Source organism: Streptomyces sp. KLMMK (assembly GCF_036961605.1).
In the GTDB taxonomy this organism is placed as follows: domain Bacteria; phylum Actinomycetota; class Actinomycetes; order Streptomycetales; family Streptomycetaceae; genus Streptomyces; species Streptomyces telluris.
This window is the reverse complement of the sequence record NZ_JBAMDC010000107.1, coordinates 1-18,928: the sequence shown is the minus strand read 5'-3', so window position 1 is coordinate 18,928 and position 18,928 is coordinate 1. Positions and strand designations below refer to the sequence as shown.

Sequence of the window (18,928 nt, the reverse complement as noted above, 5' to 3'; positions counted from 1 at the left end):
GGTGGTGAACGCCGACCTGGCCGGGGTCACCGCCGAAGTCGTCGGCGCCGACCGCGCCGCGCTCCGCGCACTTCCGGAGTGGTTCCGCCAGGCCCGGGCGGCGCCGGCCCCCGGGGTCGTGGACCGGCTGCGCGCCGGGTGCCTGACCCGGCTGTCCTCGCCGCGTGAGCGCGGTTCCGACGACGTGCGGCGCGCGTTGTTCGGCAGCCGTCACCGTTACGGGATCGTCCACGGCGAACGCGTCCGCGCCGTGCAGGAGGCCGGTGACCGCGAGTTGTCGGCGGCGGCGGACGAACTGCTCGCGGAGCGCCCGGCGGCACCCGTCCCGGACGGTGCGTCCGCCGCCACCGCCCGGTTCCCCCGCGGCGAGCGCAGGTCGGTGAGCATCGCGGGATCCGGCGCCTGCTGCCTCCTCGGTACACCGGGCGTGCCCCTCGGCTCGGCGGAGAAGTTCCCGCTGCACGTCGCCTGGGCGCTGCTCGGCGGCAGGGAGGGGCTGCTCGACCGGCGGCTGCGGCGGGAGCGGGGGCTGACCTACTCGCTGGCGGCCTTCAGCCGGGAACTCGCCGAGGGCGGTTACGGGATGTGCTTCGCCGCCTGCCGTCCCGGCGCGCTGGACGAGGTGGCCGGGTGCGTGGCGGAGACCCTGGGCGCACTGGGCGGCGGCGCCGTCGCCCCGGACCTGCTGCGGTCGGCGAAGGAACGGCTGGTCGTCCAGTGGCACCGGGCCGCACAGGCGGAGCGCGGGCGGGCCGAACGGATCGCCGGCTACGCGGCCGCCGGGCTCGGGCCCGCCGACTTCGCCGCCTATCCCGCCGGGATCGCCGCCGTGACGGCCGAGGACGTGCGGGCAGCGGCCGCGGCCTTCCTGTGCCCGGTCGCGGCGCTGGAGCTCAGGATGGTGCCGGCAGCCGGGCGGTGACGGAGCACGGCCCGGCCGCCGCGGCCGGTCAGGCGAGCCCGAGGGCGGAGGCCCGCTCGACGGCCTCCAGGCGGCTGCGGGCCCCGAACTTCGCGAGCAGGTGGCGCACGTGGTATTCGACGGTGTTCTCGGTGACGTGCAGGGCGTGGGCGATGTCCTGGTTGCGCAGGCCGCGCCGGAGCAGGTCGAGCACCTCGTGCTCGCGCTGGGTGAGGTGCGGCGTCGGTCCGGCGGATCGTTCCTGCAGGACCTGGAAGATGCTGCGGTCGGTGACGTTGATCCCGAGGTCCCGGGCGGACCGGATCGCCTCGGCCATCCGGTCGAGGCCGACGGTGTCCTCCAGGTAGACCCGGCAGCCGCGGCGCAGCCAGCGCTCGCACCGGCGCCAGTCACGGCGCGGGCCCAGGATCGCCAGGTTCAGGTCCTCGCGGACGGCCTTCGCACGACCGAACGCGCGGTGAATCTCACTGTCGTCGATTTTCTCTCCCACGAGCATCCAATCGGCCTGTACCGAATGGATGGTCGGAGCCAGCAGGTCGGAATCCGAGCATGGGTGAATTTCGACGTTCTCATGCTGGATGGTCGTCGGAGGCAATCGTGCCGCGGCTTCCCACCAGCCTAAGAGGACGACGGTACAGTCCTGCTGGTCCAGAGCGGCAAGGCGCGAATGAGACACATCAATCGTCATAGTCCCGTCCGATGCGGAAAGTTGGGGACTTGAGCATTGGCCAGACTCGATCGGACATCGATGTAAACACACGATGTGTGGCAGCTGTCAAGGTTTTGTGCGATCGATGCCGGATTTTTTCCCTTGGTGTCCGGGATTCCGTTAATCCCCCCTGGGGAAAACCGTGGGAACCCGCGGCCTCAGGGCGTTTCCGCGGGGCCCGCGGTCTGCTGCGCCTCAAGGGCTCTTCTGATCATTCTCAGCTCGTCCCGCACGTCCTCCAGGGCGTCGGCGATGCGGTCGAGCGGGGCCGGGGCGGCTTCGGGGGAGGGGGGTGCGGTGGGGGCGGGGGAGCCGTCGCCGCCCGCGGGCACCACGTATCCGGCGAGGCCCATGAGCTCCCAGTAGTCCAGGCCGAGCACCTGCGACAACCGGTGCAGCACACGCGGCGACGGTGTGCCGACGTAGCCGTTCTCCAGTTTGAACAGATAGCCGGAGGAGATCTCCGCCTGGGCGGACGCCGTCTGCGTCGACAGGTTCCGCGTCTCCCGCGCTGCCCTGATGTGGTCCCCCATGAGCCGGGTCGGCCGGGGCGGCTGTTGCTTGGTCACATTCACTATGGTAGTCAGATTCACTATGGAGTTCAATCGCAAGGAGCCGGTCCGCGGCACCGGGAAGCCGGCCCGCAGCAGCGCGGCGCTGACCGTCGCCTCCCTGGGCCTGGCCACCGACGCCCTGGTGTACGGCATGGCGGTGCCCGTGCTCCCGAAGCTCGCCTCCGAACACGGCACCCGCCCGCTCGGCGTGGGCCTGATGTTCGCCGTCTACGCGGGTGCGCTGGTGGCGGCCACGCCCGCCGCCGGGTTATGGGTGGACCGCCGGGGCAACCGCAGGCCGCTGCTGGCCGGGGTGGCCGGCCTGGTCGCGGCCACCGTGCTGTTCGCGTTCGTCCGCGACCCCACCCTGCTCATCGTGGCCAGGGCGCTGCAGGGCGCGGCGGCAGGCGTGGTCTGGACGGCGGGCCTGGCGCTCGTGGCGGCCACGCACTCCCCGCAGGAGCGCGGGAAGGCGATGGGCGTCGCCCTGTCGTCGTTCGCGGTCGGCACGCTCGTCGGGCCGCCCCTGGGCGGCCTGCTGGCCGACTGGCTGGACCCGCGCGCGCCCTTCCTGCTCGCCGCCGCGATCGCGCTGGCCGACGGCGTCGCCCGCTGGTTCCTCGTACCGCCGGACACCGTCCGCGAGCGGCGCGGCAGGCTCGCGGAGATCCGCGGCCGGCACGGCCTGGTCCAGGTCGTGCTCCTCACCGCGACGGGCGCCGCGCTGATCGCGTTCCTGGAGCCCGTCCTGCCGCTGCACCTGTTCACTACGGAGAATGCAGGTCCCGGGGCGGTCGGCGTGGTCTTCGGCGTGGCGGGCGTCGCCGCCGCCGTGGCGCCCCCGCTCGCCGGAGCCGCCCTGCGCCGGGTGGCGCCGGGACCGGTCGCGGCGGCGGGCTGCCTGCTGGCCGCCGTGGCGATGCTCGCGCTCGGCGGGCTGCACGGCGTGGTGCCGATCGCCGCCGGGCTGGCCGTGGTCACGATCGGCGCGTCGCTGGTCCTCACCCCGACCGTCACCGTCATGTCGGAGATCGCCGAGGAGCGGCAGCCCCCGGCGTACGGGTCCGTGTACGCCCTCTACACGCTCGCCTACACGGGCGGGCTCACCGTGGCTCCGCTGGGCGCCGGGTGGAGCATGCAGTCCCTGGGCTTCGGCGGTGCCACCCGGGTGGCGGCCGGCGTGGCGGTCGCCGTGGCCGCGCTGCTCCTGTGGTGGAGCCGGAGCCGGAGCCGGCGTCGCCCGGCCGGGCCCCGGGCGGGCACGGAAACACCATCTGGAATTCACGAATCCACCTGATTCTTCCCGGCCGCCCCGGTTTCGCTGTGTCTTAACTACGGAATTCCGTGGCGTGAAAAATATGCGCGCCCTCGTAGGGTCGTGAACGACAGTCCGCCCCAGTGCGGATTAACGAGGGGAGAACAAGATGTCCGAAATCGAGATCACCGTCGTCGAAGAGCGGGTTTCCAGCCTCGAGGCCATTGGTATGGACGAAGGCTGCAGCAGCAGCTCCTCCAGCAGCTCGCTGGACATCTCGGACGTCGACTTCGAGTAACGGGGAGTCACACGCGTCAGCGGTCCGTGGCATCCGCCGCGGGCCGCACCCTTTGCGGCCGGAAACGTGACCCCCGGAGAGGTATGCCCACATCATTCGACGTCGTCGTGAGAAACGGACGCTGGTTCGACGGTACGGGAGCGGCGTCCGCCGTACGGGACCTGGGAATCCGCGACGGCGAGGTGGCGGCCGTCTCGGCCCGCCCGCTGCCCGTCGAAGGCTGCCGGCAGGTGCTCGACGCCACCGGGTGCTGGGTCCTCCCCGGCTTCCTCGACATCCACACGCACTATGACGCCGAGGTGCTGCTCGACCCCGGGCTGCGCGAGTCCGTACGGCACGGCGTCACCACCGTCGTGATGGGGAACTGCTCCCTGTCGACCGTCCACGCCACCCCGGTGGACTGCGCGGACCTGTTCGCCCGGGTCGAAGCCGTGCCGCGCCGGTGCATCCTCGACGCGCTCACCGCCCACAAGACCTGGAGCACGGCCGGGGAGTACGTCGCCGCGCTGGAGAAGCGGCCGCTCGGCCCCAACGTCGCGGCCTTCCTCGGCCACTCGGACCTGCGCGCCCACGTCATGGGCCTGGCCCGGGCCGTCGATCCCCGCACGCGCCCCACCGAGCGGGAACTGCGGCGCATGGAGGAGCTCCTCGCCGCGGCACGCACGGCGGGACTGGTCGGACTGTCCACCATGACCAGCCCGTTCTCCCGGCTCGCGGGCGACCGCCACCGGTCGGCCCGGCTGCCCTCCACCTACGCCGGCTGGCACGAGTACCGCCGCCTGCACCGGACGCTGCGCCGCACCGGCGGCATCCTGCAGAGCGCGCCGAACCCGGCCATGCCGCTCAACACGCTGCTGTTCCTCGCCGCCAGTTCGGCCCCGGCCCGGCCCCCGCTCAAGACCACGCTGCTCACCGCGATCGACCCGAAGGCCGCTCCCGGGCTGGCCGGCGTGCTGACGCGGACCGCCGCGCTGGCGGGCCGCGCGCTCGGCGCGGACCTGCGCTGGCAGCACCTGCCGGTGCCCTTCGAGCTCTACTCCGACGGGATCGACCTGGTGGTGTTCGAGGAGTTCGGTGCCACCGCCGCCGCGCTGCACCTGCGGACCGAGGCCGAGCGGCGCAGGCTGCTGCTGGACGGCGGCTTCCGGCAGCGCTTCCGGCGCGAGTACCGGCGCCGGCTGCCGCCGCGCGCCTGGCACCGGGACCTGTACGACGCCGAGGTCGTGGCCTGCCCCGAACCGGGACTGACGGGCCGCAGCTTCGGGCACATCGCGGACGACCGCGGCGACCACCCGGTGGACACCTTCCTCGACCTCGTCGCCGAGCACGGCACCCGGCTGCGCTGGCGCACCACGATCGCCAACCACCGGCCCGCGGTGCTCGACCGGCTGGCCGCCGACCCCTTCGTGCAGTTCGGCTTCGCCGACTCCGGCGCGCACCTGCGGAACATGGCCTTCTACAACGCCCCGCTCCGGCTGCTGAAGCGGGTCCGGGACGCCGAGCGCGCCGGCCGCCCGTTCCTGGAGCCGGAGCGCGCCGTGCACCGCCTGACCGGTGAACTCGCCTCCTGGTTCGGCCTGGCGGCGGGCACCCTGCGCGAAGGCGACCGCGCGGACCTCGTCGTGGTCGACCCCGCGGGACTGGACGACACGGTGGACGCGTACCACGAAGCCCCCACGGGCGCCTACGGAGGTCTGTCCCGGATGGTCAACCGCAATGATGCCGCCGTCCCCGCCGTCTGCGTGGCGGGCGAAGTCGTCTGCCGCCACGGCCGGTTCGCCGACGGCTACGCAAGCGCCCGGACCACCGGGCGCTTCCTCCGGCACGGCGGGAGCGCGCGATGAAGGTCCTGGTCACCGGAGGCGGCGGCTTCCTCGGCGGGGCGGTGTGCGCGCAGCTCGTCGCGCGCGGCGACACCGTGCGCTCGTTCGGGCGCTCCCCGCGGCGCGCGCTCGCCCGGCTCGGTGTGGAGGAGCACCTCGGGGACCTGCGCGACGCGGACGCCGTCGCCAAGGCCGTGGACGGCCGGGACGCGGTGGTCCACTGCGCCGCGAAAGCAGGGGTGTGGGGTCCCGCCCGGGACTACATCGGCGTCAACCTGACGGGCACCGCCCACGTCGTGGCCGCCTGCCGCGCCAAGGGCGTGGGGGCCCTGGTCCTCTCGTCCAGCCCGGCCGTGGTCCACGACCGCGCGGACCTGGAGGGCGCGGACGAGTCGCTGCCGTACGCGACCCGCTTCCTCGCGCCGTACCCGCGCAGCAAGGCCCTCGCCGAACAGCTGGTCCTGCGCGCCGACTCCGCGGACCTTTCGACGGTGGCCCTGCGGCCCCACATCATCTGGGGCCCCGGCGATCCGCACTTCCTCCCCCGGCTGGCCGAGCAGGCACGGCGCGGCAGGCTGCGCCGGATCGGCAGGGCCACCAAGAAGATCGACACGGTCTACATCGACAACGCCGCCGAGGCCCACGTGCTGGCGCTGGACCGGCTCAAGCCGGGCGCTCCCGCGGCCGGGCGGGCGTACTTCATCACCCAGGACGACCCCCGCCCGGTCGGCGAGACCATCGACCTGCTGCTGGGCGCGGCCGGGGTCGGCCCGGTCACCCGGGAGCTGCCCGCCTGGGCCTGCCGCGCCCTCGCCGCCGGACTGGAGTCCGGCGGACGGGTCCTGGGCACCGGAGAGCCCCCGCTGACCCGGTTCCTGGTGAACCAGCTCACCACGGCCCACTGGTTCGACATCACCGCGGCCAAGCGGGACCTCGGCTACGTACCGCGCGTCGGCACGGAGGAAGGGCTGCGCCGCCTCCGTGCGGCCCACGAGGTTCCGGCCGGGCGGCCGGAAAGGGAGGCGTGGTGAAGGCCGCTGCACAAGCTCTCCTGGAAAGCTGCCGCGTGGCCTGGTGGACGGCGGTGCTGGCGGCCGGCCTCTGCCTCGGCCGGCGCGACCGGGCGCGCTCCTCGCGGCTGCTGCGCGCCTACCTGCTCCGCATGGGCCCCCTCTACATCAAGGCGGGCCAGGTGCTCGGCACCCAGTCGGGGCTGCTGCCCCGTCAGGTGGCCGACGAGTTCCGGACGTTCTTCGACCAGCTGCCCCCGATGCGCGAGCCCGCGCTGGAGAAGGTGCTGAGGCGCGGCCTGGGCCGCCCGCCCGAGGAGGTGTTCGAGGCCTTCGACCGGCGCCCGGTCGCCGCCGGATCGGTGGCGCAGGTGCACCGCGCCGTCGCCGGCGGCCGCCCGGTGGCGGTGAAGGTCGTGAAGGCCGGGGTCCGCGGCAGACTGGAGGCCGGAGCGGCGGTGATCGGCCGCCTGCTCGCCGTCGCCCACCTGCTGCCCCGGTTGCGCGGATACGACCTGCCGGGGCATTTCCGCGAGATGCGCCCGCTGCTGACCGGGCAGTGCGACATGGCCGCCGAAGCGGACCGGCAGCGCGAGGTCGCCGAGAACTTCCGCAGCCACCCCTTCGTCCGGGTGCCCCGGGTGCACGAGGAACTGTGCGGGCCGGACGTCCTGGTGATGGAGTACGTCGACGGGATCCCCGGCCACGACGCCGGCGCCGTCCCGGTCAGCCGCCGCGAACTGGCCGCCAGGCTCCAGGACGCGTTCTACTGCATGGTCTACTTCCACGGCCGCTTCCACGTGGACCCCCACCCGGGCAACATCGTCTTCACCCCGGAGGGCCGGATCACCCTCCTCGACTTCGGCCTGGTCGGGCACCTCTCCGAGGACGACAAGTGGAACCTGGCCTCGTTCTACTACGCCTGCATCCGCAAGGAGTGGGCGCTGGCCGGACGCCGCTTCACCCGGGCCTTCGCGGTGCGCCCCGAAACGCTCGGCCACGCGGCCTACGAGGAGGAGCTCGGCGCCATCCTGCGCCGCCACTTCGAGGAGCAGGCCTCCCACTGGTCCACGCTGGCCTTCCTCGACGACGCGATCCGGCTGCTCGGCCGCCACGGCACCCGCATCACGACGACGTTCTCCGTCCTCGCGCTCTCGCTGCTCACCGGCGAGGGCTTCATCTCCGAGGTCGACCCGGAGATCGACCTGTGGGCGACCACCCGCCGCTTCACCGACCGGTTCGCCCCCTACCTCAACGAGGGCCTGCGCGAGACCTTCCAGCGCGAGATCGGCGAGCGCGCCCCGCGGACGCAGGCGCTGCGCGAGGAGGCGGCGCGGCACCTGGTCGCCCCCACCCACTTCGACCGGTTCGTGCTGCCCAGCGCCTTCCCGCTGGCGGTCGCGCAGGCCCGGGGCTCACGCCTGCGCGATCTCGACGGCAACGAGTACGTCGACCTGTCCGGCGGGTACGGGCCGCACATCCTGGGGTACGCCCACCCGGCCGTGGTGGCGGCGATCCAGGAGGCGGCCGCCCGCGGCGCGGTCAACGCCGTCGGCAACCCGGACGAGGTGCGGCTGGCCGGGCTGATCGCCGCCGCGTTCGGCCCGGACCACAAGGTCGTCCTGAGCAACTCGGGAACCGAGGCGGTGCAGATCGCGCTGCGGATCGCCCGTGCCCGTACCGGCCGGCAGCGGGTCGCGAAATTCGAAGGGCACTACCACGGCTTCTCCGACCAGGGCCTGGTCAGCTCGTGGTTCCGCTACCGCGGCGACCCCCGCGCCCCCGAACCCGTGGGGAACTCGGCGGGCATGCAGGACGCGGTGGTGGCGCAGACGCTCGTCCTGCAGTACGGCGAGGAGGACTCGCTGCGGCGGATCGCCGCGCACGCGGATGAGCTGGCCTGCGTCGTCCTCGAACCGATGCCCTCCGCGCTGGGCGACTTCGACCCGGCGTTCCTGCGGCGGCTGGCCGCGGTGTGCGCCGAGGCCGGCGTCCTGGTCGTCTACGACGAGGTGGTGACCGGGTTCCGGGTGCACTACGGCGGGGTCCAGCACCTCGCAGGGACGGCCCCGGACCTCACCTGCCTCGGCAAGATCATCGGTGGCGGGCTGCCCGCCGGGGCCGTCGTGGGCCGCGCGGAGGTCATCGACACCGCCCGGACCAGCGGGGACCCCTTCCGCGACGTGGACAGCCGGGCGTTCGCCGGCGGGACCATGAGCGGCAACTCCGTCACCGCCGCCGCGGGCGCGGCCACGCTCCGCGAGCTCCGCGACCGCCCGCAGATCTACAGCCGGCTGCGCGACCGGACCGCCTGGCTGGTCGAGGACCTCACCGCGCAGGCCGGCGACTGCGGCGTGCCCTGCCGGGTCAAGGGCCGCGACTCCGTCTTCTCGGTCGCCTTCGACCACGCGACGCCCCGCCTGGTGCGGGACCGCCTGGCGGGCCTGGACGTCACGGCCACCTTGGCCTTCGCCTACCACATGCGCCGCTACGGCGTTCACCTGCCGGAACTCCACACGATGATGCTGAGCGCCGCCCATTCCGACGCCGACCTCGAGCAGGTCTCCGAGGCGTTCGGCAAGAGCGTCCGGGAAATGCTGTCGACCGGTTTCTTCGGTGCGCACCGGGACTGAGGGGGGAACGGTATGAAATTCCTGGCGATCGAGCACAGCTTTCCGAGCCGCCGGGTCACCAACGACCACGTGCTGAAGAAAGTGAGGGAAGCCAATGCCGCCCACCTGACCGAGGCGGAGCTCGCGACGGTCGAGGAGCTGGTACGGGCGTGCTTCGCCGCCAGCGGCACCACGGTGCGCTACCACCGGGCCGCGGGGGAGAGCGCGAGCGAGCTGGCCACGGACGCCGGGCGCAGGGCCCTGGACGCCTCGGGCCTCGACGCCCTCGACATCGACCTGCTGCTGTACGTCGGGATAGGACGCGGGGTCGCCGAACCCGCCTCGGCGACCACCTTCCAGGACCTGCTCGGCCTGCGCCGCGCCACCGCCTTCGACATCCTCGACGCCTGCGCGAGCTGGATCCGCGCCCTGCACGTCGCGGACTCCTTCCTGCGCACGGGCGCCTACCGCAACATCATGATCGTCAACGCCGAGTGCAACGCGAGCGACATCTACCGCTACGAGCTCCGGTCGCTGGAGGAATTCGCCCACTGGCACCCGACCCTGACCATCGGCGAAGCGGCCACCGCCACGATCCTCACCGCGCACCGGAGCGGCGCGGACGAGGAGGAAGGATTCGAGGCGAGCTTTCGCACCTGGGGCGAGAAACGCGACCTGTGCTTCGTACCGATGGCCAATTTCGACGCCTACTTCGGCAAGGAGGTGGACGTCGCCGGCACGCTGCGGCCCCTGCAGTTCGTCTCGTTCGGGCTGAGCCTGATGGAGTTCGGCACCCGGAAGCTGGTCGAGCACTACCGGGACCTGCCGCAGTTCGAGGAGTTCAAAGCCGACCTGGTCTTCGGCCACTCCGCCAGCGACGGGGCCGGCCGGCACGTCGTGGAGGCCTGCGGGATCGACGCGGACAAGTACCGCTTCGACCACCGGCACCACGCCAACACCGTCTCCGCCTCGGTGCCGGTCAGCATGTCCGAGGCCCTGAAGAGCGGAGAGCTGGCCGAGGGCGACCGCGTACTGCTGATGGCTGCCTCGGCCGGAGTCACCACCGCACTGGCGAAGTTCACCTACCACGGACGATGAGGGGGACCATGGACAGGAACGTGGACACGAACGCGGGCCGGGACGCGCACGGGAACGTGGACCGGGACGAGGTCTTCGCGCGGCTCGTCGAAACGGTGTCCGCCGAGGACGACAGCATCGACGTCTCCAGGATCCGGCTGGACGAGACACCTTTCCACGACTACGGCCTGACCTCCCTGACCCAGCTGCGGGTGGGCTCCCGGGTGGCCGAGCTGTTCGGCATCCCCTTCCGGGACAGCGACGCCCTGCTGGCCCTCTCGCCCCTCGGCCTCGTCACCCTGGTGGAGCGCCGGCTGGCGGGTGCGGCATGAACCTGCTGGACGCCGTCCGCGACGCCGTGCGGGGCGCGGACCCGGACCACGGCATCCGCTTCCTCACACCCGGCGAACCCGACGTCGCCATGGACTACGGGACGTTCCTGCGGACCAGCGCGTGGCTGGGCCGCAAGATGCCCGAGGACACCGCGGTGGTCATCGCGGCCAACGACCCGCTGCCGACCCTGCTGGCGTTCTTCGGCGCGCTGTGGGCCGGCGGCCGTCCCCTGATCCTCCCGTCGCCCCGCGCGCTCGGCGGTGAGGAGCTCTTCCGCCGGCACGTCGAACGCACCCTCGGGACCTTTCCCGGCGAGGCCGTCCTCGCCCTCCAGGAAGGCCTGGTGCAGGGAGACTTCCCGGGCCCCGTCGTGCCCCTGCCGAGCGGGCCCGGCGACTACGACGCGCTCGCCCCGGGCGAACTGCCGGCGACAGCGGGGCCGGGCGGCGACGCCGTCGCCTTCCTCCAGGCGACCAGCGCCTCGACCGGAGACTCCAAGCTGCTGGCGATCTCCCACGACAACGCCTGCGCCAACCTCGCCGCACTGCGTGTCTCACTGGGCATGGGCCGCGACGAGCGGATGGTCTCCTGGCTGCCGCTCTACCACGACATGGGGCTGGTCGGCACGGCACTGCTCAGCTTCTTCCACGGCTGGCCGCTGTACCTGATGAAACCCACCGAGTTCATCATGTGGCCGCGCGAATGGATCCTCGCCCTCAGCCGGTACCGGGCCACGATCACCGCCGCGCCCAACTTCGGCTACGACCACGCCCACCGCGCCGTCGACGAGCGGGACCTGACGGGCTGCGACCTGTCCGCCCTGCGCAGCGCGGTCATCGGCGCGGAGCCGATCCGGCTGGCGACCATGGACGGGTTCTACCGCCGCTTCCGCCCCTACGGCCTGTCCCGGAGCAGCCTCGTCTGCAGCTACGGCATGGCCGAATCGACGCTGGCGACCAGCATGCCGGAGCCGGGCAGCACCCCGCGCTACGTACTGGTGGACCCCGTCGGCATGGAGAGCGGCGCCCCCGTGCGCCTGCTCGGCGAGGGGCTGCTGGGCGATCCGCCGCCCGGGGGGTACGGGATCCCGGTGTTCTCCGTCGGCCGGGCCCTGAACGGCCTGCACACCGGCCTGACCGACGATGACGGCCGCCCGGTCGAGCAGGAGGCCGTGCTCGGCGAGATCACCCTCCGCGGCACCAGCGTCGCCGCGGGCCCCCTGGACCCGGGCACCGGCCGGCCCAGGCCGTTCCCGGATGGCGTGCTGCACACCGGCGACCTGGGCTTCCGGCACCGCGGCGACCTGTTCGTCCTGGAGCGCAAGAAGCACGTCATCATCCGCCACGGCCGCAACCACCTCGCCGCGCTGCTGGAGGAGCAGGTGGCCGCGGTCCTGGGCCGCCCCGCCCACGAGGTCATCGTGCTGGACGCCGACATCTACGACCCCGCCAGCGAGATCACCGCCGTCGTCGAGCACCACGACGGCCCGCCCGAGGTGACCGGGGCGCAGGCCGCGGCCCTGCGCGGGCTGGACCTGCCGGTCGACGCGGTGCTGTTCGCACGGCGCCGGGTCATTCCGCGGACCACGAGCGGAAAGAAGCGTTACCACACGACCCGGCAGCGGCTCGCTGACGGAAGCCTGAAGGCCGAATACGTGGTCCGGCCGGCGGATTCGAACGCGCATTGACCGAGTCCGCGCTGAAGGAGTCCGAACTGAAGGAGAACGCCGCCGTGCCCGCCGAACCCCGTAGTCCCTCACCCCTGCACCGGTGGGGTGGATACATGGCCCGGCACCGGATCCCGGTGCTGGCCGTCTGGATCCTCCTGGTGGTCGCGTCGGCGGTGTTCTACCCCAGCGTGGAGTCGCGGCTGGCCGCGCCCGACTACACGGTCCAGAGCTCGGAGTCGGCGACGGCGCAGAAGCTCATGGCGCGGCACTTCCCGGCCTCGGGCGCCGAACAGGGGGTGGTGGTCTTCCGGTCCGCCCGGCTGACCGCCGACACCCCCGAGTACCGGCGTGCCGTCGACCGGGTGCTCGCCGTCATCCCGGCCGACGCGGGCCGCCCGGCCGCCCCCGACTCCACCTCCGGCCGGATCTCCGCGGACAAGCACGTGGCGGTGGCCACGTTCCCGATGGCCGGCAGCCGGTCGGACCGCGCCGACCGGGCCGGGGACCTGCAGCGGCGCATCCGGGCCGCGGCGGCGGACGGGCCCGTCGAGGCCTATCTGACCGGCCCGTCCGCACTCACCGGCGACCTGTCCGACGTCGAGCTGCGGGACCAGTCCGTCGCCGAGAGCATCGGCGTCCCGATCGCCCTGCTCGCCCTGCTGCTGGCGTTCGGCACGCTGGTCGCCGCGCTGATACCGGTCGCGATGGCCCTGGGTTCGGTCCTCGCCTGCACGGCCCTGCTCGGCCTGCTGGCGGGGCCGCTGAACCTCGACCGGTTCGTAACGGTCGTGGCCACGGTCATCGGCATCGGCGTGGGCATCGACTACGCGCTGTTCGTCATCAGCCGGTTCCGCGAGGAACTGGCCCGCCGCACCCAGCCCGACGGCGAACCGCGCCCGGACAAGGCGGCGCTCCGGGAGGCCGTCCACGCGTCGGTGAGCGTCGCGCTGCGCACGTCGGGCCGCACGGTGCTGACCGCGGGCCTGATCGTCATGGTCGCGCTCGGCTCGATGATCCTGATCCGCGGTCACATCTTCACGGAGATCACCGTGGCCGCCGGGCTCATGGTGGTGCTGTGCCTGCTCACGTCGCTCACCGCGCTGCCCGCCCTGCTCGCCCTGCTGGGGCACCGGGTCAACCGGGGAGCGCTGCCGCGCCGGCTGCTGCCCTCCGCGGGCGGGGGCGCGGGCGGGGGCCGGTGGGCGGCGTGGGCCCGTACCGTGCTCCGCCACCCCTACCGGCTGGGCCTGCCGGTGCTGGTGCTGGTCGCGGCGATGACCGTGCCGCTGGCCTCGATCCGGCTCGGTGTCGACTGGGGGCTGGCCTCCCTGACCGACACCCCGTCGGGGAAGGGACAGCAGATCGTCGCCACGTCGTTCAGCCCGGGCGCCGTGGGCCCCGTCCAGGTCGTCGCCTGCGGGCCGGGGGACACCGCCGTAACGGGCGCGCAGCGGCTGGCCGGCGAGGTGCGGGACGACCGGCGCATCACCGAGGTCCTGCCCGTCGAGCGCTCCGGGAAGTGCGCGGGCCTGCACATCGTCCTCGCCGAGCGCGTCGACTCGCCGAAGGCCACCGCGTTCGTCAGGGACCTGCGGTCCGGGCCGGCGCGGACCGCCTTCGCCGGAACGCCGGCGGAGGTCCACGTCGGCGGGCTCAGTGCGGAGTACGTCGACCTGGCCGACGAGACCGCGGGCAAGCTGCCGCTCGTCGTGCTGGTGATCCTCGCCCTGTCGTTCTGCTACCTGCTCGTGGTGTTCCGCAGCGTGCTCGTGCCGGTCAAGGCCGTGCTGCTGAACCTGCTGGCGACGGTCGCCGCGCTCGGCATGACCACGCTGGTGTTCCAGCACGGCTGGGGCGAGGGCCTGTTCGGCTTCACCAGCTCGGGCACGCTGCAGGCCTACCTGCCGGTCGCCCTGTTCGCGCTGCTGTTCGGGCTCTCCATGGACTACGAGATCTTCCTGGTCGGCCGGATACAGGAGGAGCGGCTGCGCACCGGGGACGACGCCCAGGCCGTCCCCGCCGGGCTGGAGCACACCGCCCGGCAGATCACCACCGCCGCCGCGATCATGGTCGTCGTCTTCGGCAGCCTGCTGTTCGCCCGCGTCCTCGAACTGAAGCAGTTCGGCTTCGGCCTGGCCTTCGCGGTCCTGCTCGACGCGACGGTCGTGCGCCTGCTGCTCGTACCGGCCGTCATGGGCGTCGCGGGCCGCGCCAACTGGTGGCTCCCCGGCTGGCTGGAGCGACGGCTCCCCGCCGTATGGAAGGAATGACCCCCAACCCCTCACGAGAGGACGGCACATGCCCCGGACCAACGGCTACCGCGGCGTCTCCCGGGACGCGGCGCAGAAGCACTACGACGTCTCCGACGAGTTCTTCCGGATCTGGCTGGGACCGAGCCTCGCCTACGCCGCCGGCCTGTGGGAGGACGGCGCCGACACCCTGGAGAAGGCGCAGTTGCGCAAGACCGACTACCTCCTGGGCCAGGCCGGCATCCGGCCCGGGCACCGGGTGCTCGACATCGGCTGCGGCTACGGCGCCGAGATGCAGCGGATGGTGGAGGAGTACGACGTGGACTCCGTCACCGGCATCACCCTGAGCGAATCCGCGGTCGAGTGGACCCGCAACCTCGCCATTCCCCGCACCGAAATACGCCTGGAGAACTGGATCGACCACCGGCCCGCCCAGCCGTACGACGCGATCATCTGCGTGGAGGCGATGGAGCACTTCGCCCGCCCCGGGATGTCCGGCCGGGCCAAGACCCGGGGCTACCGCGAGTTCTTCTCCCGCTGCCGCTCCTGGCTGCGACCGGAGGGGCGGCTGGTCATCCAGACGATCACCTGGGGCCACCGTTTTCCCTGGGATCTGGACCTCCTGCGCGGCCTCTACCTCGCGAGCAAGGTCTACCCGGAGTGCAACCCCTCCTACCTGAGCGAACTCCAGGCGGCCGGCGACGGCCTGTTCGACCTGGTGGCCCTGCGCAACGACTTCGACCACTACGCCCGCACCCTCAGGTGCTGGCTGGAAAACCTCGACGCCGACCGCCGGCGCGCGGCCGAACTGGTCGGCGAGAAGAAGGCCCGCGACTTCGAACGCTGCATGACGACGGCGGTACGAGCCTTCTCGGAGGGCTGGCTGCACCTCCACCGCCTGACGTTCCGCCCGGTCCCCGAGCCGGTCGGCCCGGCCCGCCGCTTCCTCGTCAACAACGTCCTGGCCCGGGACTCCCTGCCGACCCCGAAGTTCCTGGGGTGACCGGTCCGTCCGGCGGCCACGGGCGGCGCGGATCGCCTCCGGCCGGACCTTCGCCTGTTCCGGTCCCGCCCCGGTTGGGCCTGCCGGGGCTCGTCGGCGTCCGAAGGCGGTCGGGGGTCGGTGCCGGAAGCCCCATGTCAGTGGGCTGTGCAACAGTAGTGACGAACATTCGGAAATGCATTTGAAGGGACCATTCGTGCACGTTCGTCCTCGTCGGGTTGCGCTCGCGGCTCTGGCCACGTCGTCGCTGCTGCTCCTGACCGCCTGCAACAGCGACTCCAGTTCCGGCTCCGGCTCCGGCTCCGAGGCCAAGAAGGGCAAGGCCACCGCCGCTCCGTCGGCCCCGGCCCACATCACCGAGGCTCAGGCCGAGCAGGCCCTGGTCGCTCTTGAGGACCTTCCCGCCGGCTGGAAGATGGAGGCCAACACCAGCACGGACAAGTCGCACGGGGCCGAGGACGACATGGTCACCGGTGTCACGGGGGAGTGCGCGCCGATCGCCGGCATCCTCAACAGCGGGCGGCTGGAGGAGGACTACAAGGCCAACCGCGAGCGGGTCTTCACCAAGGGGGACGGCCAGAACTTGCTCGCCCAGGTTGTCAACGGCTACCCGCGTGCTCAGGCGGAGAAGTCCATGGCCGGGCTGCGGAACGCCGTCGAGAAGTGTGCGACCTTCACGGGCAAGCAGGACGGCAAGAAGGCCACGGTCACCGTGAAGAAGACCGCCGACCAGCAGAAGTACGGCGATGAATCGATCACGTACACCGTGAGGGTCGTCGCCGGCGACACGCAGATGGACTTCGACCTGGGCTCCATCCGCAGCCACGGGGCCATCAGCACGATCCTCAACAACTACGGCAATGGTGACCGCGGCAAGGACGCCTTCTCCAAGGCGCTGGCCAAGGCAGCTGAGAAACTGACTGCTGCCGCCGCGAAGACCGCCTGATCGCATCACCACGTTCGCAGGCCGGTTCAGCGAGCGGCGCCGCTGTCCGACGCCGTCGGTCCGGCCTGTGCTGCGGTCGGCGGTCACCTGACGTCTCCAAGCGGGCTCACCGGTGAAGGCGGGTCAGCTCTGCCTCCAGATCGTCCAGGGCCGACCGGGCGGCGCTGATCCGCTCACGCAGCAGACGGGCATCACCGTCCTCCCCGCCGGGCTGAAGGCTCGCGTTCTGCCGGTCGGCCTCCTTGGCCTCGTCGAGCGAGGTGATGACGACACCGACCAGCAGGTTGACCAGCACGAAGGAGGCCAGCAGCACGTAGGAGGCGAAGTAGATGATGCTCCAGCGCGAAATCTCCAGACCGGCGCGCACGGTGTCGCCGAGTCCGTCCAGGGTCATGAGCAGGAACAGCGTGAGCACCGCCCGGCCGATGGAACCGAAGTGTTCGGGGTCGTCATCGGCGAAGAAGACCCAGCCGACCATCGCGTACACGTACAGCATCAAGGTGCCGACGAGCAGAAAGCTGATGGTGCCGGGCAGGCTCTTGGCGATCGCGACGGTGATGACGCGCAGCTGAGGAAGGAACCGCGCGGCGCGGAGGACCCGGGCCAGCCGCAGCAGGCGCAGCACGGTGGCGTTCTCCCGCGCGATGGGCAGGACGGCGAACAGCACCACTGCCAGATCGAACAGGTTCCACGGATCGCGGAAGAAGTGGCGAGGGCGATCCGCGTGCGCCAGACCCCGCAACACGATCTCGACGGTGAAGAACAACAGGAAAACGTGCTCGGCCGTCTTCAGGACATCGTGCCACCGGGCGTCCAGGCCGGAGTACGTCTCCACGCCGAGCAACCCCGCGTTGGCGAGGATCACAGCGAAGGCCAGGCCGCCGAACCAACCTGACTCGGTAACCCTGCGGCAGCGCCCGGCTAACGCCCGCCGCCCCGCCGCCGCCCTGGCCGCCACGTCGTTCATCCGGCCCTCAGCCCCCACCACTCACTCATCCAAGGCGACAAAACAGCACTCATGCTCTTGATCCCGCACGTAACCGCCCCATTATGAGGCCCGTCGAAGACAAGATCGAACTGGTGGTCTGCGCCGGCCTCCTGCGGCCGTTGCCGAGGCTGGAGGAAGTCGCGCCCTACAGGCCGACCGCCGGACCGGAACAGCCACCGATACGGGGGTGCCCCCGGGCGACCCGTAGCGCGTTGCCGGCGCCGCCGCGACGGACCTGCTGCCGGTGGCGCGGCGGCTGCCGCGTCGCCCGCGCCGGCGTGCGTGCGAGGATCGCGGCGTGGACTACACGCGATACGTGACCGACCCCCCGCCCGGTGCCCCCATCCGCGCGGGAATCCCCGAGCACGGCCGGATCCCCAAGTACTACGCCGTCAAGACGCACATCGCCGCGCTCCTGGACGAGCTGGGTGAAGGCGGGCTGCTGCCCACCGAACGTGAATTGGCCGTGCGCTTCGAGGTCTCCCGCGAGACCGTGCGGCAGGCCCTTCGCGAACTGCTGCTGGAGGGACGGCTGCGCCGTATGGGCCGTGGGACGGTCGTGGCGGGACCGAAGATGGAACAGCCCCTCGCACTCGCCAGCTACACCGAGGGCGTGCGTCGCCAGGGGCGCCGCCCCGGCCGTGGCCTCATCGGGCTGGACCGGCTCGCCTGCTCGGCGGCGCTCGCGCCCGACCTCGGCGTCGAACCGGGCGCGCCCGTATGGCACATGGAGCGCGTCCTGCTCGCGGACGACGAACGGGTCGGCCTGGAGAGCACGTACGTGGCGGTGGGGCGGGTGCCGCGGCTCGACACGGACTTCGAGCCGGACTCCTCCTTCTACGGCTATCTGCGCGAGCACCTGGGCGTAGGCTTCGGGGACGCGGACGAGAGGCTGGAGACCGTGCTCGCCACACCCCGTGAGGCACTGCTGATCGGGACGCCGCCCGCGTTGCCGATGCTGCTGATCCACCGGGTGTCGCGGGACACGGAGGGCAGGCCGCTGGAGCGGGTGCGGTCGCTGTACCGGGGGGACCGGTTCTCCTTCACGACGCACCTGAGCGCGGGGCGCTGAGAAGAGCGCGAGGCCGATCCGGTGCGTTCCGGATATTCACCCCCGGGAAGCGTCACGAGAAGATAACGGGTCTGGTCCAAGCTTGCCGCCGCGTTCACCGTCCCGTCGTCGTACGGCCCCTGTCCCGACACCGCTCCCGACGACTGTTCGAGTCATGCGAGTCATAGTTGTCGGAGCCGGCGTCGTGGGCACCATGCACGCCTGGCAGGCAGTCCAACGCGGCCACGAGGTCGTCCACATCGAGCGCGAGACCGAGGCCAGGGGCGCCTCGGTGCGCAACTTCGGCCTCATCTGGGTCAGCGGCCGGGCGGGCGGCGAGGAGCTGGCGACGGCCCTGCGCGCCCGCGGGCTGTGGGAGGAGATTGGCGCGGCCGTCCCCGGCCTCGGCTTTCGCGCCAACGGTTCGCT

Annotated in this window: 17 protein-coding genes; 14 read left to right on the top strand and 3 right to left on the bottom strand. The window is 72.2% G+C overall.

All coding sequences use genetic code 11. The annotated features are described in order from the left end of the window. The coding region (locus tag V7793_RS17710; RefSeq protein ID WP_336007601.1) for an insulinase family protein at positions 1-922 on the top strand (922 nt) is incomplete at its 5' end. Positions 923-950: 28 nt separating this feature from the next. Here V7793_RS17710 and V7793_RS17705 read toward each other — a convergent pair. Then, complete coding sequence (locus V7793_RS17705; protein ID WP_336007599.1) at positions 951-1,412, bottom strand: helix-turn-helix transcriptional regulator; 462 nt, start codon at positions 1,410-1,412, stop codon at positions 951-953. 377 nt (positions 1,413-1,789) lie between these two features. Further along, entirely contained in the window at positions 1,790-2,200 is a 411-nt protein-coding gene (locus V7793_RS17700) for a helix-turn-helix domain-containing protein (RefSeq protein WP_336007596.1), read from the bottom strand. A 25-nt stretch (positions 2,201-2,225) separates the two neighbouring features. Here V7793_RS17700 and V7793_RS17695 point away from each other — a divergent pair, with 25 nt between their 5' ends. The 11 genes from V7793_RS17695 (at position 2,226) to V7793_RS17645 (ending at position 16,460) form a co-directional block, all read left to right on the top strand. Continuing rightward, the gene (locus V7793_RS17695) at positions 2,226-3,482 is read left to right on the top strand and encodes an MFS transporter (protein WP_336007593.1); all 1,257 of its coding nucleotides are present in this window, start codon (positions 2,226-2,228) and stop codon (positions 3,480-3,482) included. A 127-nt stretch (positions 3,483-3,609) separates the two neighbouring features. Beyond that, positions 3,610-3,738 carry a hypothetical protein gene (locus V7793_RS17690; RefSeq protein ID WP_256790471.1) on the top strand — a complete coding sequence of 43 codons (129 nt, stop codon included), beginning with the start codon at positions 3,610-3,612 and terminating at the stop codon, positions 3,736-3,738. 107 nt (positions 3,739-3,845) lie between these two features. After that, positions 3,846-5,582: an N-acyl-D-amino-acid deacylase family protein gene (locus V7793_RS17685; RefSeq protein ID WP_336007590.1), complete on the top strand. Its 1,737-nt coding sequence runs from the start codon at positions 3,846-3,848 to the stop codon at positions 5,580-5,582. Continuing rightward, entirely contained in the window at positions 5,579-6,592 is a 1,014-nt protein-coding gene (locus V7793_RS17680) for an NAD-dependent epimerase/dehydratase family protein (protein ID WP_336007588.1), read from the top strand. The genes V7793_RS17685 and V7793_RS17680 overlap by 4 nt, the downstream gene beginning before the upstream one ends. Next, complete coding sequence (locus V7793_RS17675; protein ID WP_336007586.1) at positions 6,589-9,204, top strand: aminotransferase class III-fold pyridoxal phosphate-dependent enzyme; 2,616 nt, start codon at positions 6,589-6,591, stop codon at positions 9,202-9,204. Before V7793_RS17680 ends, V7793_RS17675 begins: the two co-directional genes overlap by 4 nt. 12 nt (positions 9,205-9,216) lie before the next feature. Beyond that, positions 9,217-10,281, top strand: a complete 1,065-nt coding sequence (locus V7793_RS17670; protein ID WP_336007584.1) for a 3-oxoacyl-ACP synthase III family protein — start codon at positions 9,217-9,219, stop codon at positions 10,279-10,281. Between the two features lie 8 nt (positions 10,282-10,289). Further along, positions 10,290-10,592: an acyl carrier protein gene (locus V7793_RS17665; protein WP_336007583.1), complete on the top strand. Its 303-nt coding sequence runs from the start codon at positions 10,290-10,292 to the stop codon at positions 10,590-10,592. Beyond that, positions 10,589-12,280 carry an AMP-binding protein gene (locus V7793_RS17660; protein ID WP_336007581.1) on the top strand — a complete coding sequence of 564 codons (1,692 nt, stop codon included), beginning with the start codon at positions 10,589-10,591 and terminating at the stop codon, positions 12,278-12,280. The genes V7793_RS17665 and V7793_RS17660 overlap by 4 nt, the downstream gene beginning before the upstream one ends. After that, positions 12,277-14,532 carry an MMPL family transporter gene (locus V7793_RS17655; RefSeq protein WP_336007579.1) on the top strand — a complete coding sequence of 752 codons (2,256 nt, stop codon included), beginning with the start codon at positions 12,277-12,279 and terminating at the stop codon, positions 14,530-14,532. The genes V7793_RS17660 and V7793_RS17655 overlap by 4 nt, the downstream gene beginning before the upstream one ends. A 28-nt stretch (positions 14,533-14,560) precedes the next feature. Further along, positions 14,561-15,514 carry a cyclopropane-fatty-acyl-phospholipid synthase family protein gene (locus V7793_RS17650; protein WP_336007577.1) on the top strand — a complete coding sequence of 318 codons (954 nt, stop codon included), beginning with the start codon at positions 14,561-14,563 and terminating at the stop codon, positions 15,512-15,514. A gap of 196 nt (positions 15,515-15,710) precedes the next feature. Beyond that, entirely contained in the window at positions 15,711-16,460 is a 750-nt protein-coding gene (locus V7793_RS17645; protein ID WP_336007576.1) for a hypothetical protein, read from the top strand. A gap of 106 nt (positions 16,461-16,566) precedes the next feature. Here V7793_RS17645 and V7793_RS17640 read toward each other — a convergent pair whose 3' ends face one another. Next, complete coding sequence (locus tag V7793_RS17640) at positions 16,567-17,427, bottom strand: ion transporter (RefSeq protein WP_336007574.1); 861 nt, start codon at positions 17,425-17,427, stop codon at positions 16,567-16,569. A gap of 319 nt (positions 17,428-17,746) precedes the next feature. On the opposite strand from V7793_RS17640, the gene V7793_RS17635 reads away from it, so the two are divergent. Together V7793_RS17635 and V7793_RS17630 are read left to right on the top strand one after the other, a co-directional pair. Continuing rightward, positions 17,747-18,520 (top strand): GntR family transcriptional regulator, encoded by a 774-nt coding sequence (locus tag V7793_RS17635; protein WP_336007573.1) that lies wholly within the window; start codon positions 17,747-17,749, stop codon positions 18,518-18,520. Positions 18,521-18,674: 154 nt separating this feature from the next. Further along, the coding region (locus tag V7793_RS17630; RefSeq protein ID WP_336007572.1) for an FAD-dependent oxidoreductase at positions 18,675-18,928 on the top strand (254 nt) is incomplete at its 3' end.